Origin of the sequence: Bradyrhizobium sp. TM233 (genome assembly GCF_036247965.1) — a bacterium.
GTDB lineage: Bacteria > Pseudomonadota > Alphaproteobacteria > Rhizobiales > Xanthobacteraceae > Bradyrhizobium > Bradyrhizobium ottawaense.
On sequence record NZ_BTIG01000003.1, the window covers coordinates 614,720 to 635,741 of the forward strand.

17 protein-coding genes are annotated in these 21,022 nt (G+C 64.4%); 3 read left to right on the top strand and 14 right to left on the bottom strand.

Annotated features, from left to right (window positions below; all coding sequences use genetic code 11):
- Positions 1-9 precede the first annotated feature (9 nt).
- The 4 genes from AABA86_RS10030 to AABA86_RS10045 form a co-directional block, all read right to left on the bottom strand.
- Positions 10-1,470 carry a flavin-containing monooxygenase gene (locus tag AABA86_RS10030; protein ID WP_338306591.1) on the bottom strand — a complete coding sequence of 487 codons (1,461 nt, stop codon included), beginning with the start codon at positions 1,468-1,470 and terminating at the stop codon, positions 10-12.
- A 160-nt stretch (positions 1,471-1,630) separates the two neighbouring features.
- Complete coding sequence (gene ahcY, locus AABA86_RS10035) at positions 1,631-3,052, bottom strand: adenosylhomocysteinase (protein ID WP_338306592.1); 1,422 nt, start codon at positions 3,050-3,052, stop codon at positions 1,631-1,633.
- A gap of 123 nt (positions 3,053-3,175) precedes the next feature.
- Positions 3,176-4,372, bottom strand: a complete 1,197-nt coding sequence (gene metK, locus AABA86_RS10040) for a methionine adenosyltransferase (protein ID WP_028143345.1) — start codon at positions 4,370-4,372, stop codon at positions 3,176-3,178.
- A 62-nt stretch (positions 4,373-4,434) separates the two neighbouring features.
- Positions 4,435-5,790: a hypothetical protein gene (locus AABA86_RS10045; RefSeq protein WP_212250627.1), complete on the bottom strand. Its 1,356-nt coding sequence runs from the start codon at positions 5,788-5,790 to the stop codon at positions 4,435-4,437.
- 169 nt (positions 5,791-5,959) lie between these two features.
- Here AABA86_RS10045 and AABA86_RS10050 point away from each other — a divergent pair, with 169 nt between their 5' ends.
- Positions 5,960-7,672 carry a caspase family protein gene (locus AABA86_RS10050; RefSeq protein ID WP_338306593.1) on the top strand — a complete coding sequence of 571 codons (1,713 nt, stop codon included), beginning with the start codon at positions 5,960-5,962 and terminating at the stop codon, positions 7,670-7,672.
- A gap of 172 nt (positions 7,673-7,844) precedes the next feature.
- On the opposite strand, the gene AABA86_RS10055 is transcribed toward AABA86_RS10050, so the two are convergent.
- From AABA86_RS10055 to AABA86_RS10080, 6 genes are all read right to left on the bottom strand, one after another.
- On the bottom strand, positions 7,845-8,963 hold the full coding sequence (locus AABA86_RS10055; protein ID WP_338306594.1) for a cobalamin-independent methionine synthase II family protein: 1,119 nt from the start codon (positions 8,961-8,963) through the stop codon (positions 7,845-7,847).
- 24 nt (positions 8,964-8,987) lie between these two features.
- Positions 8,988-9,704 carry an ABC transporter ATP-binding protein gene (locus AABA86_RS10060; protein WP_092261064.1) on the bottom strand — a complete coding sequence of 239 codons (717 nt, stop codon included), beginning with the start codon at positions 9,702-9,704 and terminating at the stop codon, positions 8,988-8,990.
- Positions 9,697-10,452 (bottom strand): ABC transporter ATP-binding protein, encoded by a 756-nt coding sequence (locus AABA86_RS10065; RefSeq protein ID WP_212250633.1) that lies wholly within the window; start codon positions 10,450-10,452, stop codon positions 9,697-9,699. The genes AABA86_RS10060 and AABA86_RS10065 overlap by 8 nt, the downstream gene beginning before the upstream one ends.
- On the bottom strand, positions 10,449-11,477 hold the full coding sequence (locus AABA86_RS10070; RefSeq protein ID WP_338306595.1) for a branched-chain amino acid ABC transporter permease: 1,029 nt from the start codon (positions 11,475-11,477) through the stop codon (positions 10,449-10,451). The genes AABA86_RS10065 and AABA86_RS10070 overlap by 4 nt, the downstream gene beginning before the upstream one ends.
- A gap of 8 nt (positions 11,478-11,485) precedes the next feature.
- Positions 11,486-12,355, bottom strand: a complete 870-nt coding sequence (locus AABA86_RS10075) for a branched-chain amino acid ABC transporter permease (protein ID WP_212250637.1) — start codon at positions 12,353-12,355, stop codon at positions 11,486-11,488.
- 210 nt (positions 12,356-12,565) lie between these two features.
- Positions 12,566-13,744 (bottom strand): ABC transporter substrate-binding protein, encoded by a 1,179-nt coding sequence (locus tag AABA86_RS10080; protein ID WP_338306596.1) that lies wholly within the window; start codon positions 13,742-13,744, stop codon positions 12,566-12,568.
- A gap of 574 nt (positions 13,745-14,318) precedes the next feature.
- Here AABA86_RS10080 and AABA86_RS10085 point away from each other — a divergent pair.
- Positions 14,319-14,612 carry a hypothetical protein gene (locus AABA86_RS10085; RefSeq protein WP_212250641.1) on the top strand — a complete coding sequence of 98 codons (294 nt, stop codon included), beginning with the start codon at positions 14,319-14,321 and terminating at the stop codon, positions 14,610-14,612.
- Positions 14,613-14,684: 72 nt separating this feature from the next.
- Here AABA86_RS10085 and purU read toward each other — a convergent pair whose 3' ends face one another.
- Entirely contained in the window at positions 14,685-15,548 is an 864-nt protein-coding gene (purU, locus tag AABA86_RS10090; RefSeq protein ID WP_212250643.1) for a formyltetrahydrofolate deformylase, read from the bottom strand.
- 175 nt (positions 15,549-15,723) lie between these two features.
- Here purU and AABA86_RS10095 point away from each other — a divergent pair, with 175 nt between their 5' ends.
- Entirely contained in the window at positions 15,724-16,563 is an 840-nt protein-coding gene (locus tag AABA86_RS10095; RefSeq protein WP_338306597.1) for a uroporphyrinogen-III synthase, read from the top strand.
- 42 nt (positions 16,564-16,605) lie between these two features.
- Here the strand turns inward: AABA86_RS10095 and AABA86_RS10100 are convergent, their stop codons facing one another.
- The 3 genes from AABA86_RS10100 to AABA86_RS10110 all read right to left on the bottom strand — a co-directional run bounded on the left by AABA86_RS10100 (position 16,606) and on the right by AABA86_RS10110 (position 20,931).
- Positions 16,606-16,776, bottom strand: a complete 171-nt coding sequence (locus AABA86_RS10100; protein WP_338306743.1) for a hypothetical protein — start codon at positions 16,774-16,776, stop codon at positions 16,606-16,608.
- A 135-nt stretch (positions 16,777-16,911) separates the two neighbouring features.
- The gene (locus AABA86_RS10105) at positions 16,912-17,592 is read right to left on the bottom strand and encodes a redoxin domain-containing protein (RefSeq protein ID WP_212250648.1); all 681 of its coding nucleotides are present in this window, start codon (positions 17,590-17,592) and stop codon (positions 16,912-16,914) included.
- Positions 17,593-17,613: 21 nt separating this feature from the next.
- The gene (locus AABA86_RS10110; RefSeq protein ID WP_338306598.1) at positions 17,614-20,931 is read right to left on the bottom strand and encodes an adenylate/guanylate cyclase domain-containing protein; all 3,318 of its coding nucleotides are present in this window, start codon (positions 20,929-20,931) and stop codon (positions 17,614-17,616) included.
- Positions 20,932-21,022 lie beyond the last annotated feature (91 nt).

The window sequence follows — 21,022 nt, forward strand, 5'->3', positions numbered from 1 at the left end:
GCGGCGTGATCAGGAATATCGCATCACGCCGTCGTCGATCCGGCCGAAGCGCAAGGAGACGATGTCGAGCGCGTAGTTCTGGTACAGCCGCCACGGCTGCTTCGAGCCCTGCTTCGGCATCTTGGCAACCGAGCGCTGCACGTATCCCGAGGTGAAGTCCAGCGACGGCTGCGCGGTGATCTCGGGGTCGTCGTTGTGCGGCATGCACTGGCGGAAATTGTGCCGGTCCATGTAATTGATGAGACGACAGACATATTCGCAGGTGAGATCGCATTTCAGCGTCCAGGACGCATTGGTGTAGCCGAAGGCCGAGGCCATGTTGGGCACGTCGGCATACATCATGCCCTTGTAGGTCAGCGTGTTGGCGAAATCCACGGCACGGCCGTCGACACTGACGTCGAGACCGCCGACGACCTGGAGCACCAGCCCGGTCGCCGTCACGATGATGTCGGCTGCAAGCTCGCTGCCGTCCTTCAGGCGAATGCCGTCGCGCGTGAACGTGTCGATCTCGCTCGTGACGACGGAGGCGCGCTGCTCGCGGATCGCCTTGAACAGGTCGCCGTCAGGCACCAGGCACAGCCGCTGGTCCCAGGGATTGTAGCGCGGCGTGAAATGGGTGGCGACGTCGTAGTCGGGGCCAAGCGCCATCTGCACGCCCTTGAGGACCAGCTCCTTGACCTTCGCAGGGCGGCGCCGGCTGAGCTGGAAGAAGAACATCCCCCACATCACGTTGCGCCAGCGGATGACATGATAGGCAAGCCGCGTCGGCAGGTTACGGCGGATCTTGTTGGCGACCGGATCCTGCGCAGGGCGCGACACCACGTAGGTCGGAGAGCGCTGCAGCATGGTGACCTGCGCCGCCTTCTTGGCGAGCTCCGGCACCAGCGTCACCGCGGTCGCGCCCGAGCCGATCACCACGACGCGCTTGCCCGCGTAGTCGATGTCCTCGGCCCATTTCTGCGGATGGACGATGCGGCCGGCGAAATCAGCGGCGCCCTTGAACTCCGGCGTATAGCCCGCCTCGTATTTGTAATAGCCCGAGCACATGAACAGGAAATTGCAGGTGAAGCGCACCAGCTCGGTCGCGCCCTCGCCCGTGATGCGCTCGGCCTCGATGGTCCAGCGCGCGTCCGGCGTCGACCACGACGCGCGCTTGACGCGATGGCGGAAACGGATGTGCTTCTCGATGCCGTTCTCGCTTGCTGTCTCGCGCACATAGTTCAGGATCTGCGGCCCGTCGGCGATCGCCTTCGGATCGGTCCACGGCTTGAACGAATAGCCGAGCGTGAACATGTCGCTGTCGGAGCGGACGCCGGGATAGCGAAACAGGTCCCAGGTCCCGCCGATGCAGTCGCGCCCCTCCAGGATGACGTAGCTCTTGGCCGGGCACTTGCTCTGCAGATGATAGCCGGCGCCGATGCCGGATAACCCGGCACCGACGATGAGGACGTCGAAATGTTCTTGTTGCATGGTTTCCTCCGCCGGCGAGGATTGTCGGACCGTCGCCGCTGGCCGTCAATTGGCAATCGGCCGTGCAGCAACTGCAAAGCGAGTTGAATTCCATGCGCCGAAACAACAAAGCCCCGGATCACTCCGGGGCTTTGCGTCGATGCTCGGTCGAACCGGCAGATCAGTAGCGGTAGTGGTCCGACTTGTACGGACCTTCCTGCTTGACGCCGATGTAGTCGGCCTGGTCCTTGCGCAGCTCGGTGAGCTTGACGCCGATCTTGGCGAGGTGCAAGCGCGCGACCTTCTCGTCGAGCGACTTCGGCAGCACGTAGACTTCCTTCTTGTACTTGCCGTCCTTGTTGTTGGCGAACAGCTCGATCTGCGCCAGCGTCTGGTTGGTGAAGGACGCCGACATCACGAAGGACGGATGGCCCATCGCGTTGCCGAGGTTCACGAGGCGGCCTTCCGACAGCATGATGATGCGGTGCTTGTCGGGGAATTCGATCTCGTCGACCTGCGGCTTGATGTTGGTCCACTTCAGGTTACGCAGACCCGCGATCTGGATCTCGTTGTCGAAGTGACCGATGTTGCAGACGATGGCGCGATCCTTCATCGCGCGCATGTGCTCGATGGTGATGATGTCCTTATTGCCGGTGGCGGTGACGAAGATGTCGGCGCGGGGAGCGGCGTCTTCCATCGTCACGACCTCGTAGCCCTCCATCGCCGCTTGCAGCGCGCAGATGGGATCGACTTCCGACACCATGACGCGGCAGCCGGCCTGGCGCAGCGAGGCCGCCGAACCCTTGCCGACGTCGCCGAAGCCCGCGACCATCGCCACCTTGCCCGACATCATCACGTCGGTGCCGCGGCGGATGCCGTCGACCAGCGATTCACGGCAGCCATAGAGGTTGTCGAACTTCGACTTGGTGACGCTGTCGTTGACGTTGATGGCGGGCCACAGCAGCGTGCCGGCCTTCTGCATGTCATAGAGGCGATGCACGCCCGTGGTGGTCTCTTCGGAAACGCCCTGGATGCTCTTGGCAATGGCGGCGAAGTAGCCCTTCGGCTTCTCCTTGAGCTGCTTCTTCAGCAGCGCGAAGAAGACTTCCTCTTCCTCGGAGCCGGGCTTGTCGAGGAAGGCGGTGTCGCCGTTCTCGGCGCGCAGACCGAGATGGACGTACATGGTGGCATCGCCGCCGTCATCGAGGATCATGTTCGGGTGACCGCCGCCGTGCCAGTCAAACAGCTTGGCGGTGTAGTCCCAGTAGTCTTTCAGCGTCTCGCCCTTGACGGCGAAGACGGGAATGCCGGCGGCTGCGATCGCCGCGGCGGCGTGGTCCTGGGTCGAATAGATGTTGCAGGAGACCCAGCGAATGTCGGCGCCGAGCGCCGCCAGCGTCTCGATCAGCACGCCGGTCTGGATCGTCATGTGCAGCGAGCCGGCGATGCGCGCGCCCTTCAGCGGCTGCTTCGGGCCGTACTCCTCGCGGGTGGCCATCAGGCCGGGCATCTCGGTCTCGGCCAGCGAGAGCTCCTTGCGGCCGAAATCGGCGAGCGAAATGTCCTTGACGATGTAATCGGTGAAGCCGGGCTTCGCGTTCATAGTGGGTTCCTGTTTGTTTGGCTCGTCATTCCGGGACGCTCGTGAAACGAGCGAACCCGGAAACCAGCAGTTCGAGATTCCGGGTTCGCCGCTGTTGCGGCGCCCCGGAATGACGCAAGTGACTTAGAGTGCGCGCTTGAGCTGCTCGACGAGGTCGGTCTTCTCCCAGGAGAAGCCGCCCTCGTTGTCGGGCGTGCGGCCGAAATGGCCGTAGGCCGAGGTGCGCGCGTAGATCGGGCGGTTGAGGTCGAGATGGCTGCGGATGCCGCGGGGCGTCAGATCCATCGCCTGCGCCGCCGCCTTCTCGAGCTGCTCCTCCGGCACCTTACCGGTGCCGTGGGTGTCGATGTAGATCGACAGCGGACGCGCCACGCCGATGGCGTAGGCGAGCTGGAGCGTGCAGCGGTCGGCAAGGCCGGCGGCAACGATGTTCTTGGCGACGTAGCGCGCGGCATAAGCCGCCGAGCGGTCGACCTTGGTCGGATCCTTGCCGGAGAACGCGCCGCCGCCATGCGGGGCCGCGCCACCATAGGTGTCGACGATGATCTTGCGGCCGGTCAGGCCGGAGTCGCCGTCGGGACCACCGATGAAGAACTTGCCGGTCGGGTTGATGTGCCAGATCGTCTTCGGCGTGATCCAGTCCTTCGGCAGCGCCTCGCGCACATAGGGCTCGACGATGTCGCGGATCTGCTTGGACGAGATGTCCTCGACCAGGTGCTGATGCGAGACCACGATCTCGCGCACGCCGACCGGCTTGCCGTTCTCGTACTGCACGGTGACCTGGCTCTTGGAGTCCGGACCGAGCACCTTCTCCTTGCCGGAGTGACGGGCTTCGGAGATCAGGCGCAGGATCTTGTGGGCGTAGAAGATCGGCGCCGGCATCAGATCGGGCGTCTCGTTGGTGGCGTAACCGAACATGATGCCCTGGTCGCCCGCGCCCTCTTCCTTGACCTCGCCCGGCTGAAGCGCATCGACGCCCTGGGCGATGTCGGCCGACTGCGGATGCAGCAGGATCTCGATGTCGCAGGTCTTCCAGTGGAAGCCTTCCTGCTCGTAGCCGATGTCCTTGATCGCACCCCGGACGACGCCCTCGATCTGCTCGTTGGTCACCGACTTCGGACCGCGGGTCTCACCGGCGATCACCACCTTGTTGGTGGTCGCCAGGGTCTCGCAGGCGGCGCGGATCTGCCAGGGGTCGATGCCGGCCTTGGGCCCTTCGCGGTAGAACAGATCGACGATCTCGTCGGAGATCCGGTCGCACACCTTGTCCGGATGGCCCTCGGACACGGACTCGCTGGTGAAGAGATAGGACGCGCGCATCAGTAACCCCTTGTTCCGCCGCTAAACCGGCGGGCGTTTGCGATGTTTACCTGTGGATGGTGTCAATCACGCCGGCGCGAGATGACGTAGGATTCGTCGAGAAACCAGAGCCCATTGTACTTCCGCAGCACGTCCCTGGCGGCATCCAGAGTGCGGCCGTTTTGAGTCATTTCTGTCAACCGGTCGTCCTCAATCTGAGCGACATACACCGCCGCATTCCACGCTGCAAAGGCTGTCGAGGTTCCGATGGTGCCGGTTACCTCGTTGGGCAGCGCTTCCATATCATACCTGAAGATCGAGCGGTTATCCGCATATGCATTAAAATTTAAGTCGCGGCCCAACGAACCAAGTTCATACTTAACGGCGCGCAATAGCTCATGACGGCTCACAGCGAAAGGATTTTCTCCGGGCCAGATTGCCTGGATCATTTCCATGCCCGGATCCTGGCCATGGGAGTGGATTCCGATCAGCCGGCCTCCCGGCCGAAGCGCCCGCGCCAGAGGGGCGATGATCCGCTTGGCCCGGAAGTTGACCGAGGACAGGGCCCGGTAGGGCTGGGATGCGATGACGAGGTCGAAATTGGCCTCGGTCTGGCCCGGCCGCGGAATGGTCGAATCCAGCAGAAATCTGTGGTCCTCGCGATAGAGCACTAGGACGACCGGCCGTTCGTACAGCGGCATGGCGGTGCGTGGGCTGATCGCGGCGCGCCAGTTCTGCTCCAGGAACGGTCTCAGCTCCGCGATCTGCTGCTCGAACTCACCTGAAGAGGCGCCCCGCAGCGGGACCTCGTGCCAGACGGTCGCAGCCGCCGCCGCAGGCGATGACGGCGTGAGCCAGGGCGCCTCCGAGTAGAACATGTTGGTGAAGACGAAAACCGACGCCGGATGCTCGAAAATGCGGTCCGGCACCTTCTCCAGCGTCAGGCGCAGGTCCTCGAGGCTGAGCTCCTTGCCGGCGACGTAGAACGGCATGTGCGGGTAGCGCTGATGCGTCGCGCGCAGCACCCGCGCCAGCACCGTGCCGTCGCCGACGCCGGCGTCGAACACGCGCAAGGCCGGCGGGCGCGGATGGATGGAGGAAAGCTCCAGTGCGACCCTGTCGGCGACCACCCGCTTCTCGCTGCAGGTGTGGACGAACAGCAGGTACTTCTGGCGATTCTCGAAGAAACGGAAATTGCCGCGTGGATCGCGCTTTTCGGGCGGCACCTGAAGCCCGCGCGGCGGCGGCACGCCGCCGGCCATCGATGCCGCCATATAGGCCTGGATCCGGTCCAGCGTATCGATGGTGATGCGCTTGCCCTCGCGCAGGCGATGCACCAGCTTCCCATCGTTCACCGCGCGCCGGCCGAACGTCGATTCCGCCATGTCCGCCTTGCGGCAGAACTCGGTGATTTGGCTCAGAATTTCGTCGTTTTTCATGGGTGGGACGCGGTGGGCAGAAAAGTTGGGCTTCGCCTCCTAGCAAAATCTGCCCACTAAGGGAATAGAGGATCAAGGCGTCTCCCCACCGTTCGCGCCGCCGCTAGGCGTGAACCCCTGCACCCCGCCGGGCAACAAACAGGCGCTTCTCTCCGATGGGGCCATCGCCATGCGCCGCCTGCTCGTCGCGCTCAGCCTGCTCGCCGTAACCCTGTGGTCCGCGCCCGCTGTCGCGCAGGCGCGCAACCAGCTTGGGCCGCTCTGCACCACCGACACCACGCCGGCGGATCAGATGATCGACGCCTGCAACAAGATCGTCGCGCTGAAGGTGTTCAAGGGCCCGCAACTCGCGACGATCTATTTCTGGCGCGCGGTCGGCTGGAACAAGAAGGGCGACTACAGCAAGGTCATCGCCGACGTCACCGAGGCCATCCGGCTGCAGCCGAGCCAGGCGGCCTATAATCTCAGGGGCTCGGCCTATTACGACAAGGGCGACTACGATATCGCGATCGCCGATTTCGACGACGCGCTGAAACTCGGACCGCCCAGCGGCATCATCTTCCACAATCGCGGCAACGCCTGGCGCGGCAAGGGCAACTACGCCAGGGCGATCGCCGACTATGACGCCGTGATCAAGGCCGATCCGAAATCCGCGTTCTCATTCCAGAACCGCGGCATCTCGAAGGAGGCGCTCGGCGATTACGACGGCGCGCTCGCCGACATCAACCAGGCGATCCGCTTAGACCCCTCGCTGCCCCAGCCGCTGATCAACCGCACCGCGATCTGGCGCGCCAAGGGCGATCTCGATCGCGCCATCGCCGACGGCAGCGAGGCGATCCGGCTCGCCAGGGACAAGCCGCCGGCCAACATCATGACACCGCCGAACAGCGTGCTGATCTCCGGCTACACCCATCGCGCGCTGGCCTATGAAGCGAAGGGCGACTACGCAAGCGCGCGCGAGAACTACAAGGCGGCGCTCGCGATCGTGGCGTCGGACGCCGGCAGCAAGGCCAGCCAAGCCACCGCAAAGGTGCGGCTGTCGCTGGTGACGGATACGAGCGCCCCGATCCCCCGCGATGCGCCCTCGCCGGCGACGCAGCCGACACCGGCGCCCGTCCCGCAGCAAAAGACGGGCGCAGCGCAGATCCCCTCGCCCGCTCGCGGTGCACGCATGGCGCTCATCATCGGCAACGGCGCCTATGCGCATGTCAAGGCACTGCCCAATCCGGCCAGCGATGCACGCGCTGTCGCCAAGAGCCTGCGCGACATCGGCTTCACCGTGTCCGAGGGCGTCGATCTCGACCGCGCCGCGATGCAGAAGATGACGCGCGACTTCTTGCGGGAGGCCGCGCGGGCGCAGGTTGCGGTGGTCTATTATGCCGGCCATGGCGTCCAGGTCGACGGCCGCAACTACCTCATTCCCGTCGACGTCGAACTCAAGCCCGGCACTGATATGACCGAGGCGATGATCGACATGGACACGATCATGGCGGGCCTCGACGACCAGGTTCGCACCAACATCCTGATCTTCGATGCCTGCCGCAACAATCCCATGGCGCAGCAGGTCGCATCCGCCGGCAGCAGTCGCGGCATCGAGGGCGCTTCGGGTCTCGCTGCACCGACGAGCCTCGGCAGCGGCGCGACGTTAGGGGCCGGCACGCTGATCGCATTCGCGACCGCGCCGGGCCAGGTCGCGCTCGACGGCGAAGGCGCGAATTCGCCGTTCTCCGCCGCGCTGTCTCGCCATCTCGGCACCCCGGGGTTGGAGGTGCAGCAGATGCTGACGCGGGTGCGGGCGGAGGTGGTCTCGAGCACCAAGAACAAGCAGGTGCCGTGGTCGAACTCGTCGCTGCTGGGCGAGGTCTATCTGGCGGAGAAGTGAGGGTGGGCTTGCGCGCTGGTTTTGAACAACGCGCTGTTCGCCCAACACTCAGGTGTCATCGCCCGGCTTGCCCGGGCGATCCGGTATTCCAGAGACTGTCGTGGGATACGGAGAAGCCGCAGCGTACTGGATTCCCCGCTTTCGCGGAGAATGACAGCAGCCACTTGGTATCTCAGTTGCCCCACACTTCCTTCGCGATCTCGACCGCAAGGCTCAGCTTCGCCCACTGCTCTTCCTCGGAGAGAACGTTGCCCTCTTCCGTCGAGGCAAAGCCGCATTGCGGCGACAGCGCGAGCTGCTCCAGCGGGGCGAACTTGGCGGCTTCTTCCAGACGGCGCTTGATGTCGTCCTTCTTCTCGAGCTCGCCGAACTTGGAGGTGATGACGCCGACCACCACGACCTTGTTGCCCTTGGGCAGGAAACGCAGCGGCTCGAAGCCGCCGGCACGGTCGCTGTCATATTCGAGGAAGTAGCCGTCGTAATTGGTGCCGGCGAGCATGGTCTCCGCGACCGGCTCATAGCCGCCCGAAGAAATCCAGGTCGAACGGAAATTGCCGCGGCAGACATGCGTCGTCACCACCATGTCGGCGGGCTTCTCGGCCAGCGCGTAGTTGATGATGCGGGCATAGATCTGCTGGAGACCGTCCGGATTGTCGCCGCGCTCGCGCGCCTTCTGCAGTTCATCCTGCGAGCAAAGATAGGCCCACACGGTGTCGTCGAACTGGAGATAACGGCAGCCGGCGTCGTAGAATGCCTTGACGGCTTTCCGGTAGGTCTTGCCGAGGTCTTCATAGAAGGCCTCGAGATCGGGATAGATGTCCTTGGAAATCGACTTGCGGCCGCCGCGGAAGTGCAGCACCGCCGGCGAAGGGATCGTCATCTTGGCGGTGACGTGGGCCTGGTCGGCGACCTTCTTCAGGAAACGGAAGTGGTCGAGCATCGGGTGGTTGTCGGGGAAGTCGAGCTTGTCGATCACCCGTACCGCGTCGTGGCGGGTCTGCACGCCTGCGAACTGGATGCCGGCGTCAGGATGAAACAGCTCGCAGCCGGTGAGCTTGGCGAGGAAGTCGAAATGCCACCAGGAGCGGCGGAATTCGCCGTCGGTCGCGAGCTTGAGACCGATCGAGGCCTGCTTGTGCACGACCTTCTCGATCTCCATGTCCTCGATCTTGCGCAGATCGTCGGCCGAGATCTCGCCCTTCTCGAGACGGCTGCGGGCTTCCTTGATCTTGGCCGGACGCAGGAGGCTGCCGACCTCGTCGGCGCGGAAGGGGGCTTTGGTTCGCTGCATGTCTTACTCCCTGGACATTTTAGTTTAGTGAGCTGCCGCCCCGGCGACGCCGAGATGGCGTTCCAGGACCGAGGGGTCGGTTTTCAGCGCGGCGCTCGGAGCGTCGTGGACTATCGTCCCGCGCTCCAATATCACAACGCGGTCGGCCAGCCCCAGAATCTTTTGGGCGTTCTGTTCGACGATGATCGAGCAGATGCCGCCGGCCCGCGTGATGCTGCCGATCGCTTTCAAGAGCTCCTCGACGATGATGGGGGCAAGGCCCTCGGTCGGCTCGTCCAGCAGCAGCACTTTCGGGTTGAGGGTCAGCGCCCGGCCGATCGCCAGCATCTGCTGCTCGCCGCCGGAGAGCTGGTTGCCAAAATTGCTCCGTCGCTCCTTCAGCCGCGGGAACATCTCGTAGACCTTCTCGACCGTCCAGGGACCGGGCTGCGCCACCGCGGTCATGTTTTCTTCCACGGTGAGCGAGCGAAAGATGTTGCGCTCCTGCGGCACCCAGCCGATGCCGGCGCGCGCCCGTTGGTCGGGCCGGAGCGAGGTGACATCGGTGCCGGCGAGCGCCACGCTGCCTGAGAAGCGACGGGTGACGCCGACGATCGAATTGATCAGCGTGGTCTTGCCGGTGCCGTTGCGGCCCAGCAGCGCCAGCACCTGGCCCTCGGCGAGGCGCAGGGACATGTTGGGCAGCACCACCGCCTCGCCATAGCCGGCGCGCAACGCCTCGATCGCGAGCAGGTCAGACATTGACCGCCTCCTCGCCGAGATAGACGGCCTTGACCTGCGGATCGCGCGCCACCTGCTCGGGCGGCCCCTCGGTGAGCAGCGCGCCCGAAACCAGCACGGAGATGCGGTCGGCGAAGGAGAACACGAGGTCCATGTCGTGCTCGATCAAGAGCACGGTGACGTCGCGCGGCAGGCTGCCGACGACCGCGAGGATGTCGTGGCGCTCGCTCTCGGGCACGCCGGCGGCGGGCTCATCGAGCAGCAGCACGCGCGGCTTGGCGGCGATCGCGACCGCGATCTCGAGCAGGCGCTGCTTGCCGTAGGGCAGTGTCACGGTCTGTTCGTTCATGACGTCGAGCAGATGGAAGCGCGCGAGCAGATCGGCGATCTCGCCGTTGACGTCGCTGCGCGTCCCCATCCGCCGCCACCAGTCGCCGCCATGGCCGAGCCGCTCGGAAACGGCAAGGCCGATGGTCTCGAGCGGCGTCAGGTCAGGATAGAGCTGGTTGATCTGGAAGGTGCGCGACAGGCCGCGCAGCACACGCTTGTGCACGGGAAGATCGGTGATGTCCTGGCCTTCGAGCAGGATACGGCCCGAATTCGGCTTGAGCACGCCGGTGAGCTGGTTGATGACCGTGGTCTTGCCGGCGCCGTTCGGGCCGATCAGCGCGTGGCGGGCGCCCTGCTCGATCTTCAGGGACAGATCGCGGGTGACGCGCAGGCCGCCGAACTGCTTTTCGAGATTTTGGGTTTCGAGCACGATGGTCATGCGTCGCTCTCCGGCACGGCGACGACGGCCTTGCGTCCCGCAATCTGCCTGATGACCAGATTGGGCACGTACAGCACCCAGCGGTGCAGGCGCTGACGGCCGACCAGCACGATCACGACCAGCACGAGGCCGATCCAGAACTGCCAGTATTGCGGGGTGATGGTGGAGAACACTTCCTGGAGCATGCGGAAGATCACCGCGCCAACCAGTCCGCCGTAGAGGTAACCGGTGCCACCGATGACGAGCACGAGCATCAGGTCGGCGGAGCGCTCGAAGGCAAACACATCGAGCGAGGCGATCGCCGTGGTCTGGGTGAACAGCGCGCCCGCGACGCCAGCATAGAACGCCGCGAGCGTGTAGATCGCGATCAGGCGGCGGTTGACGGGGATGCCGATCGCGGCGGCGCGCAGCGGATTGTTCTTGATCGCGCGCAGCGACAGGCCGAACGGCGAATGCACCACGCGGCGGGCGAACAGGAAGAGCAGGAACAGGACAGCCAGTGAATAGAAGAAGCCGGCCTTGCCGAACATATCGAAGGGAATCTGGCCGAAGATCGACTGCATCTCGATGCCCTGCAGGCCGTCGGTACCGCCGGTGACATTGGAGAAGCGCTCGGCGAGCGCTTCCAGCAGCAGCGCGATGCCGAGCGTCACCATCAGGCGCGTCAGATCGACGCCGCGGATCACCAGGAAACTGGTGGCAAAGCCGAGCACCATCGCGGCAAGGCCAGCGACGATCAGCGCCAGCACGGGCTCGTTCACGATACCTTGAAGCGCGAGAAGCCCCGCGGCATAGGCGCCGACGCCGAAGAAGGCGGCATGCCCGAGCGAGACGATGCCGGCATAACCGAGAATGAGATCGAGCGACATCGCAAACAGCGCCAGCCGCAGGATGTCGGTCATGATCAGATAGCGCGTGGGAAATGCAAAGCCGCAGGCCAGCACGATCAGCCAGAAGGCGACTTCGCCGTAGTGCCATCGCGCGTGGCGCTGGGCGTGATGACCGACGTCGGAGGAAGCGCTCATCGGCGAACTCAACGCGCGGCCGTGCGGCCGAACAGGCCGTTCGGACGCCAGATCAGGATCACGATCATCATGGTGTAGATCACGAAGGGGCCCATCTTCGGCACGTAATATTTGCCGGCGACGTCGCCGATACCGAGCAGGAGCGAGGCGAGGAACGGGCCGGTGATCGAGGACGAGCCGCCGACGGTGACCACGATCAGGAAGTAGATCATGAACTTCAGCGGGAAGTACGGATCGAGGCCGAGGATCTCGGCGCTGAGCGCGCCGCCGAGGCCGGCGAGCCCGCATCCAAATGCGAAAGTGAAGGCGAACACCTGCGGCACGTTGATGCCGAGGCCGCTGGCGGCGCGGGGATCGTCGACGGCGGCGCGCAAGCGGCTGCCGAAACGGGTCTTCGCCAGCACCATCTGAAGCGCGATGGTGAGCAGGCCGCAGATCACGATGATCATCAGCCGGTAACGGCCGATGCCGACGCCGAACAGGTCGAACTGCCCCTGAAGCGCCGCCGGCAGGTTGATGAAGACCCGTGATGACCCCTGGATATAGTCGACGGCGGCGACCGACATGAAGGTCAGGCCGATGGTGAACAGCACCTGATCGAGATGGCTGCGTGCATAGAGGTGGCGGTACAGCGTCCGTTCGAGCGCGATGCCGATCGCGGCGGAGGAGACGAAAGCGAGCGGCAGCGCTGCGAAGAACGGCCAGCCCATCCGGTTGACCAGCACCATGCAGACATAGCCGCCGGCCATGGCGAAGGCGCCATGGGCGAGATTGACGAAGTTCATCAATCCGAGCGTGACCGCAAGCCCGCAGGCGAGCACGAACAGCAGCATGCCGTAGGCAACGCCATCGAACAGGTTGGTGAGGATAGAGGTCATCGCGCGTCGATAATCATCTCAAGTGTAACCGAGGGCTATGCTGCGCTCCCTCTCCCGCTTGCGGGGGAGGGCTGGGGTGGGGGTGCCTCCGCAATGAACGCCCCCAATTTGGAGAGAGCCCCCACCCGGCGCTTCGCGCCGACCTCCCCCGCAAGCGGGAGAGGTGAGCAGAGCGTGCGGCGAGAGCCCGGGATGACGCGCTTGCGCGCGTCACTTCTTGGTCTTGCCGAGATCCTTGACGGCTTCGAAGGTCGCGAACTCGACGTTGTAGAGCTCGCCGTCGACCTTCTCGACCTTGCGGATGTAGATGTTCTGCACGATGTCGCGGGTCTCGGGGTCGATCGAGATCGGGCCGCGCGGGCTCTCCCACTTCTGGCCCTTCATGGCCTCGATCAGCTTGGTGCCGTCGGTGTCGCCATTCGTCTTCTTGAGCGCCTCGTAAATCAGGTGGATGCCGTCATACCCGCTCACCGCCATGAAGCCCGGACGATTGCCGAACGCCTTCTTGTAGGCTGCGACGAAATCCTTGTTCATCTGCGAGGGGTGCGCCGCGGAGTAGAGATGCGCGGTGACCGTGCCGAGCACGGCGTCGCCCATGTTGTTGAGCAGGTCGTCGTCGGTGACATCGCCCGGCCCGATCACCTTGATGCCGGCCTTGTCGAGGCCACGCTCGGCATATTGCTTCATGAAGTTGCCGCCCTGGCCAGCCGGCACGAACACGAAGATCGCGTCCGGCTTGGCATCCTTCATGCGCTGCAGGAACGGCGCGAAGTCGGGATTGGCGAGCGGCGTTTTGACTTCTTCGACCACCTCGCCCCCGCCGGCGGTGAAATTCTGCTTGAAGAAGTTGAGCGCGTCATTGCCCGGCGCGTAGTCGGAGGTGAGCGTCGCCACCTTCTTGATGCCGTTCTTCACGGCCCAGTCGCCGATGATGGTCGAGGACTGCGCCAGCGTGAAGCTGGTGCGCACGATATAGGGCGAGCGCTCGGTGATGATGGAGGTGCCGGCCGCCATCACGACTTCCGGGATCTTGGCTTGCGTCGCCAGCGGCGCGGCCGCCAGCGCGGCCGGCGTCACGCCGAAGCCGGCGATGAAGTTGACCTTGTCGTTGACGATCAGCTCCTGCGCGGCGGTCTTGGTCTTGTCCGGGATCGCGGCGTCGTCCTTGAGGATGATCTCGATCTTCTTGCCGGCGACGGTGTCGCCCTTCTGCTGCATGTAGAGCTTGATCGCGTTCTCGATCTGCTTGCCGGTCGAAGCCTGGCCGCCGGTCATCGGCAGGATCAGGCCGACCTTGACGCTGTCCTCGGCCTTGGCAGACGCAAGGCCTGCAACGCCCGCGATGGCGGCTGCTGCTACGGTGCGTGAAAAAATTCTGCGTTCGAACATCAGATGTCCCTCCCCTTCATTCCTGACCTGTTGTGCGCCAGACCGAGTACCCGGTCCTTGCCGCGCTCTAACCTACGGACAAGCCATGCCGCGCGGCCACATGGCGTCCTCTGCAACCCCGTTGTCAATCGGACGTTGGGCGACCATTCGGCGCAAGCCGCGCGATCGGATCGACGGCGGAGGAGATATTTGTACGATTGTACAAATAAAATGGCCCTGTCAACAAGAAAGCCTTTCGCTGTGCGAGCCGAGTCCCTCCGGGTTGATACTGCACGGTAAGAGCGCCCGGCGGGGACGTGGCTGGAGAAATCCGCCGCCACTTTGCAGAATTCGAACATAAGCCGGACGACGAGATCGAAATTCCCAACTTCGATTGCCCCTGCCGAAAATACGGACTGTATACCGTACCACCTAGAGATACCCAATCAACGCCTAAAATCGCGTATTATTCTACCATTCTGTATACAAAGAAATCCGTCGCCGAATAGGCCAATTTTACTTGTTGAGGACTAGAGTGCGCCGCTGGCGCCCATCGGGCGCCGGTCATCCGCGCCGGTCCAGCTCGACCCAGAAGATGCTCATGCGTATCCGTTTGCCTTCAATCGCTGCCGTCGTTGCCTTGCTGGCTTCCAACCTTGCCGGCTGCGGCACCGTCAACGAAAGACTCTCCGCCGGCATGGGCGACTCCATCCCGCAATGGGCCGGCGGGCTGCCGGCCGATGCCCCGCCGCGAGCGGGCACGCCGCAATACGACGCCTACATGAAGGAGCGCGAACGCAAGCGGCTGCTGCCGGCGGCGGATCGCGAGAAGGAAGAGCAGGCGCAGAAGGGCACGACCGGGACCGCGCCGGCTGGCGCGGTGCGCTAAGGGAGCGAATGGCGAATAGGGAGTGCCGAATATAGCCACCCCTTCTATTCGCTACTCGCCACTCCCTATTCGCTAATCCACAAACACCACGGTCTTGCGGCCGTTGAGAATGACGCGGTCGTCGAGGTGGTAGCGGATCGCGCGGGCCAGCACGCGACGCTCGATGTCGCGGCCCTTGCGGACGAGATCCTCAGGCATGTCGCGATGGCTGATGCGCTCGACGTCCTGGTCGATGATCGGACCTTCGTCGAGATCGCGCGTGACGTAATGCGCGGTGGCGCCGATCAGCTTGACGCCGCGCTCATGGGCCTGGTGATAGGGCTTTGCGCCCTTGAAGCCCGGCAGGAACGAGTGATGGATGTTGATGCAGCGCCCCGAAAGCTGCGCCGACAGATCGTCCGACAGGATCTGCATGTAGCGGGCGAGCACGACCAGATCGGTCCTGGTCTTGGCGACGAGGTCGAGGATCTGTGCCTCCTGCTCGCGCTTGGTCTCCTTGGTCACAGGCAGATGGTGGAACGGAATGCCGCCGAAATCGAGCCCGCCATAGACTTCGCGCGGATGGTTGGAGACGATGGCGGCAAGCGTCATCGGCAGTTCGCCGGTGCGCCAGCGATAGAGGATGTCGACCAGGCAGTGGTCCGACTTCGACACCAGCAGCATCACCTTGCGATGTGCAGCCCGGTCGCGCATCTGCCAGTCCATGCCGAAACGCTCGGCGATCGCGGCAAAGCCGGTCTGCAGTGCCGACAGTTCCACGGCTAGATCGGCCGCGGTGAACACCACGCGCATGAAGAACTTCTTGGTCTCGATGTCGTCGAACTGCTGAGCATCGAGAATGTTCTGTCCGTTGTGGGCGAGAAACGTCGACACCGCCGAGACGATGCCGGGACGATCCGGACAGGACAGGGTCAGGACATATTGATGATCGGGCATGTTGATGAACAGGCTTGGCTCTTGATGAAGGTTTGGGCAAATGAGGCGGAACGGCCCACGATTTGCGCCCTGCTCTATCACCGACGTCCCCTTGCGCCAATCCCAAGACTTGCTTCGACCTGAAGCGCGGAGTCAGGATGAACGGACGATTGCTTTGACTGACCGGAGTACGCCCATGGCCGAGCGCTTGAACGGCTACCGCATCCTGATCCTGGAAACGCGCGAGGAGGCGCAGTTCTCGAAGCTTCTGGCCGAGCAAGGCGCCGATGTCGTGCAATGCCCGATGTTTACCATCCAGGATGCACCGGACCCTGCCCCGATCGAGGCCTGGATCCGCCGCGCCATCGACAGGCCCCTTGACGACCTTGTGCTGATGACCGGCGAAGGCCTTCGGCGGATCATGAAGCTCGCGCGGGCGCGTGGGCTCGACGGCGCGTTTGTCGCGGCCCTCGCCGGATCGCGAAAATTCACGCGCGGGCCGAAGCCCGGCAAGGCGCTGCGTGAGATCGGCCTCGAGGCGCAGCAGACCACGGAGAAGCCGACCACGGAGGGCGTGATCGAGATGTTGGGCAAGCTCGACCTGAAGGGCCGGCGCCTTGGCCTTCAGCTCTATCCCGACAAGGACCATGGCGCGCTGATCGGCGCCCTTGCCGCGCAAGGCGCCGAAATCGACGCCGTGTTGCCCTATGCCTACGATTCCAAGGCGGCGGATGCCAACATCGTCACCGCCATCGACGACATGGCCGCGGGGCGGATCGATTCGGTCGCGCTCACCAATCTCGGCCAGGTCCGCCGCCTGATCGAGGCCGCGAAGGCGCATGGCAGCGAGGCGAAGCTGCGTGCCGGCTTCGACCGGACGCTGATTGCGTCGGTGGGCCCGGCGGTTTCGGGTGAGCTTGCTGCGCATGGACTGCGGACGGACGTCTCGCCGGCCGATGAAGCCTATTTCATGCGGCCGCTGATCTCGGCGATGGCAGCCGCGCTGGCAAAGAAGCTGCCCCGGCAAGGGACGTAAGGGTCCACCCCGGGCACGACACGATGCACGCCGGCATTTCCCTCAGCGCGCGAAGAGGAGCTTCAAACACTGCGATCGCATGCCCGGAAGCGATAGATCGTCACCACTCCCGATGAGCGTTTCGAATTTGGAGATCACGCGGGGGCTCCAGGATCGGGCCCGCTCGATCTCGGCCATCTTGCTTTCGAGGAGCCTTTCCTGAATGTCGGTCATTGTGCGCTCGGACTAATGTGCGCTCGGATTAATCGTTCGTCACGCGCAGGCGTGGTCGCGGAAACGGCGGCACCACCTCGAGCGCACCGAGTCGTGCCCTCTGCGGTCAAGGGCACCACGCCCGCGCGACGATGTCTAGCTCGCCACCTGCGAGGCTGCCGACATCAACTCACCCGGGCTCGGCATCCCGAACATGCGCTGGCCGCCTTCCGGAACTTCTGTAAAGCTCCAGCGCACGACCCCTTCCCGATCGAGCAGGAACTGGCCGAATAGCTGGCCCTGGCCGGTTGCAGCCATGCGCTGATCGGCCTCCATCATCTCGTAGCCATCCTTGTTGTTGAGCTGCTCGGCGGCCGCCAAACGATTCATCGGCCCGGACAATTCTCCGGGAATGTCCACTTGCATGCTCATGACGACATCCATGCCCACCTTGCGCGGCCACTCGGTTTCCTTCTCGGTGAATTCGAGATTGGGCAGGCCGAACGCGCGGTGCGAGACCCGCTCGGGATCGGACGCGGCAAGCAGATTGGGCAACGGGTGATAACGGAAGTAGAGCCGAGCGCGCTCGATCGGCGTATTGACCACCGTCAGACTTTCGACGCCCTTGTCGCGCAGGGCCGCGTCAAGCTGCGCCTGGGCCGCGATATGGCGGCGGCAGAACGGGCAGTGCAGGCCTCGAAACAGGCCGACCAATATCGGACTTTGCCCGCGAAAATCATCAAGCGCGATCTTCCCTTCGCGGGTGATGGCATCCAGCACGATGTTCGGTGCGCGATCACCCGGTTGCAGCGGTCCATCGACATGACGTTCTGACATGGTTGAACTCCTTCACATGACCTAGTCAAGAAATGGCAGTACAATCAGTCCGGCGGGATCAAGCCCGTACCTGGTGCAGACGTCATCGGCCAGCGCGAAATACCGCTCGGCCTCGGGCATGTCGCCGCGATCAAGGTTCAGCGTCGCCAGACCATCATAGCATGGAAAAAGCTGCTGCGGCTCGCCGGTTTCGCTGGCGACCTTGATCGCCTCATTGTAGCAGCGGGCGGCCTGATCGGGCCGGAAATGGCATTGATGGATTTGCCCGAGCACGATCAGGGGCACGGGGAGGTGCTCGCGCTGGTCGAGCGCACGGTCGATCTCGATTGCCTTTTCGGCAGCCGGCACGCCTTCGTCGGTGCATTTGTCCGTAAAGGTGCAACAGGCAACGGCAAAATTGGCGAGAAGACGCGCCTGGAACCCGAGATCGCCAATACGATGGGCGACGTCCAGTCCGCGCCGACAGACCTCCATGGCTTGCGCCGGGTCGACAATCGTGTAGAGCACGCTGAGATTGGTGTAACCGCGGCAGGCCACATTGAGAAGGCCGGCGGCCTCGGCTGCCGCGACACTTTGCTCCACTTCGCGCACCGCATCCTGGTGTCGTCCAAGCCGCGCCAGTGCAACCGCCTTGGTATTGAGAGCCTCGGCAATGGCGCGCGCCGCCTCGAGTCCGGCCTGCTCATCCGCGTCCGCTGGAACGGATCGGGCGTAGCCAAGCGCCTCGTCCGCCCATGTCGCGGCCGCCACGTGATCGCCCATGCGAAACGCGAGACGGCCGCGCTCCTGCAAGAGGTGCGCCCACTCGATCCGTGCATCGGTTCCTCCAAGCAGGTCAGCCGCCTCGGCGTAATGCCTCTCTGCCTTGATCCGTTTGCCGGCGTCCCACAACAACCTGCCAAGCTTGCGAAGGATTCGCGCTTCGCCAATGCGGTCCTCTGCGGCGCGGTGCCCCTCCAGCGCGCTCTGGTAGTGCTCCTCGGCCGTGTTGCGGCGGCCCGCCGCGGCGCAGAGGTCCGCGATCCGCTCGGACAGAACCAGGCGCTCCGGCTCGCACTCCCCGCCGGTCAACAACATGGCGAGGGCCTGCTGGTAGAGACGGATGGCATCGTCATTGGCATAGGTCGCGCGTGCGCGATCGCCGGCCGCGCGCAGATAGCGCGCGCCTTTCGACTTGTGCGCGCTCAGGCTGAAATGACGACCGAGCAGGATGAGGTCCTCGAGCCGTTCGGGTTCGCTGCCATAGAGCCGCTCCAGCGCGGCACCAATCCGTCCGTGGAGCTCGATCCGCCGCTGCAAGAGCAGGTTTTGATAGATCACATCCTGCAGCATGGTCTGCGTGAAACGGTAGGATCGCAGCGAGATCGAATTTGCGCCCGCAACCTCCTCGACAATCTCGGCGTCGCACAGAAGTTCGAGCCCCACTTCGACCTTCGCCGGCCCGGTTGCCGTCGCACCGAGCAGAGCCGCGTCGAAGCGCGGGCCGATCACCGCGGCCTCCTGAGCCAGCCGGCGCACCTCATGCGGCAGCCGGTCCAGCCGCGCCAGCAACAGCGCCTGGATGCTTGCCGGGATGTCGGCGGCGGCCTCATCCGACTTTATCCGCCACTTCGAGCCGTCACGCTCCAAGGTGCCGGCCTCGATGAGACCGCGGATGATTTCCTCAAGGAAAAGCGGATTGCCGCTCGCGCGCTCCAGGATTCGACTGAACAGATTTCCCGGCGGCTCACGCCAACCGTGACTGAAATAGGCCGCGAGCAAGTTTTGTCCGTCGGCGTCACCGAGCGGAAGCAATCGAATGGTCGTGTGGCTGATCCGGCCCGAACCGAACTGATCCAGCTCCAGCATTGGCCGATGCGTAAACAACAGCATCAACCGCGTGCGCTCCAGCCGGTCCATCAGGAACCGCAGCGCCTCGAGGGAGACGGCATCGGCCCAGTGCAGATCCTCGACGATGATCAGAAGCGGTGACAAGGCCAGGCGCCGTTCGAAGACGGTCCGGATCGCAAAGAATATCTGCCGCCGGAGCTGTTCGGGCTCGACGTGCTGCAATGCGGCGTCCGGGCCGCCGAGGCCAAGAACATGGACATAGAGCGGCATCAGCCGCTCTGCCTCTTCGGCCGCAAGGCCAAGCTCCGACAGCGCCTCAGCCAGCCTGGCTTCAGCGGCCGCGGCGCTGGCCTTCTGCGCGATGCCATAGGCGCTGCGCAGCACCGCGGCGAGCGTGCCGTAGGATTGTTCGCCGAGTGGCGAGCAGGCGGCCTGCCGGATCGCCACACCCGCGAAGCGCTCCTCATCGCAGATGCGGGCGACGAATTCGTTCACCAGGCGCGTTTTGCCGATGCCCGCTTCGCCGACCAGCCGCACCAGCTGCGCCGCACCGCCGCACGCGCGATCGAGGCTGCCGATCATGCGGGCAAGCTCGACGTCGCGACCGATCAGCGGCGCACTGAGGCCCAGCGTGTCGAGGCCTCGCGCCGCACGCGGCGTGTCGAGCGGTCCCTTGAGGCGATGGACCAGGACACTGCCCATCTTGCCCTTGAGCGAGACCTCTCCGAGCGATTCATACGAGAACGCATGCCGGGTCAGGCGGTAGGTCAACGGCCCGACCAGCACTTCGTCCGGCGGCGCCATCGACTGCAATCGCTGCGCGGTGTTCACCGTGTCGCCGGTTACCGAATAGGACTTGGCAACGCCCACACCCAGTCCGCCCGCAACCACGTGCCCAGTGTTGATGCCAATGTGGAGCAGCAGCGGTGCGCCGGCGTAGACCTTCGCACGCTCGCTGAGCTGCTCTGTCCGCTTGATCATGTCGAGTGCAGCGCGGACCGCCCGCTCCGGATCGTCCTCGTGCGCTGCTGGAGCGCCGAACAGCGCCAGCAGCGCATCACCGATGAATTTGTCCACGAAGCCGCCAAAGCCTTGCACCGCTTCCGTCAGTTCCTCGAACAATTCGTTCTGAAGCGTCTGCATGACCTCGGGGTCGAGGCGCTCGCTCATCGCGGTGAAGCCGCTGAGATCGGCAAACAGCACGGTAATGGTGCGGCGGTTGGCTTCGCTGTCCAACCTGTCCGGCTGCGGTCGAAATGCCTGGTGAGGGTCGACCGCCGGCGCCAGCGGCGGTGACGACGCTCTGACCGGCGCTGTCGACCGGCCCGGCTGCGCCTGTCTCCCGGCTTCGGGGGCCTCACTGACGAGGGCGCCGCATTTTGGGCAATAGGTGAAATCCGGTGCGCATGCATAGCCGCAGCCGGGGCACGCGTTCGGCTGCTTCGTGCCGCACTTCGGGCAGAAAGCAAAGCCGCTCTGAACCTCGGAACCGCAGCAAGAGCAGTTCATGGGTCAAGACCCCGCGGAAGCCGCGATGACGCGGTCTACTGGGCCTGTCCGATGGGCCCAGTGACCTGGCAAGCATGGGCTCGTCGTCAGG

Coding starts and splice junctions, on each gene's coding strand:
- AABA86_RS10030 (WP_338306591.1), bottom strand. CDS start 1,470: ATGCAACAAGAACATTTCGACGTCCTCATCGTCGGTGCCGGGTTATCC.
- ahcY (WP_338306592.1), bottom strand. CDS start 3,052: ATGAACGCGAAGCCCGGCTTCACCGATTACATCGTCAAGGACATTTCG.
- metK (WP_028143345.1), bottom strand. CDS start 4,372: ATGCGCGCGTCCTATCTCTTCACCAGCGAGTCCGTGTCCGAGGGCCAT.
- AABA86_RS10045 (WP_212250627.1), bottom strand. CDS start 5,790: ATGAAAAACGACGAAATTCTGAGCCAAATCACCGAGTTCTGCCGCAAG.
- AABA86_RS10050 (WP_338306593.1), top strand. CDS start 5,960: ATGCGCCGCCTGCTCGTCGCGCTCAGCCTGCTCGCCGTAACCCTGTGG.
- AABA86_RS10055 (WP_338306594.1), bottom strand. CDS start 8,963: ATGCAGCGAACCAAAGCCCCCTTCCGCGCCGACGAGGTCGGCAGCCTC.
- AABA86_RS10060 (WP_092261064.1), bottom strand. CDS start 9,704: ATGTCTGACCTGCTCGCGATCGAGGCGTTGCGCGCCGGCTATGGCGAG.
- AABA86_RS10065 (WP_212250633.1), bottom strand. CDS start 10,452: ATGACCATCGTGCTCGAAACCCAAAATCTCGAAAAGCAGTTCGGCGGC.
- AABA86_RS10070 (WP_338306595.1), bottom strand. CDS start 11,477: ATGAGCGCTTCCTCCGACGTCGGTCATCACGCCCAGCGCCACGCGCGA.
- AABA86_RS10075 (WP_212250637.1), bottom strand. CDS start 12,355: ATGACCTCTATCCTCACCAACCTGTTCGATGGCGTTGCCTACGGCATG.
- AABA86_RS10080 (WP_338306596.1), bottom strand. CDS start 13,744: ATGTTCGAACGCAGAATTTTTTCACGCACCGTAGCAGCAGCCGCCATC.
- AABA86_RS10085 (WP_212250641.1), top strand. CDS start 14,319: ATGCTCATGCGTATCCGTTTGCCTTCAATCGCTGCCGTCGTTGCCTTG.
- purU (WP_212250643.1), bottom strand. CDS start 15,548: ATGCCCGATCATCAATATGTCCTGACCCTGTCCTGTCCGGATCGTCCC.
- AABA86_RS10095 (WP_338306597.1), top strand. CDS start 15,724: ATGGCCGAGCGCTTGAACGGCTACCGCATCCTGATCCTGGAAACGCGC.
- AABA86_RS10100 (WP_338306743.1), bottom strand. CDS start 16,776: ATGACCGACATTCAGGAAAGGCTCCTCGAAAGCAAGATGGCCGAGATC.
- AABA86_RS10105 (WP_212250648.1), bottom strand. CDS start 17,592: ATGTCAGAACGTCATGTCGATGGACCGCTGCAACCGGGTGATCGCGCA.
- AABA86_RS10110 (WP_338306598.1), bottom strand. CDS start 20,931: ATGAACTGCTCTTGCTGCGGTTCCGAGGTTCAGAGCGGCTTTGCTTTC.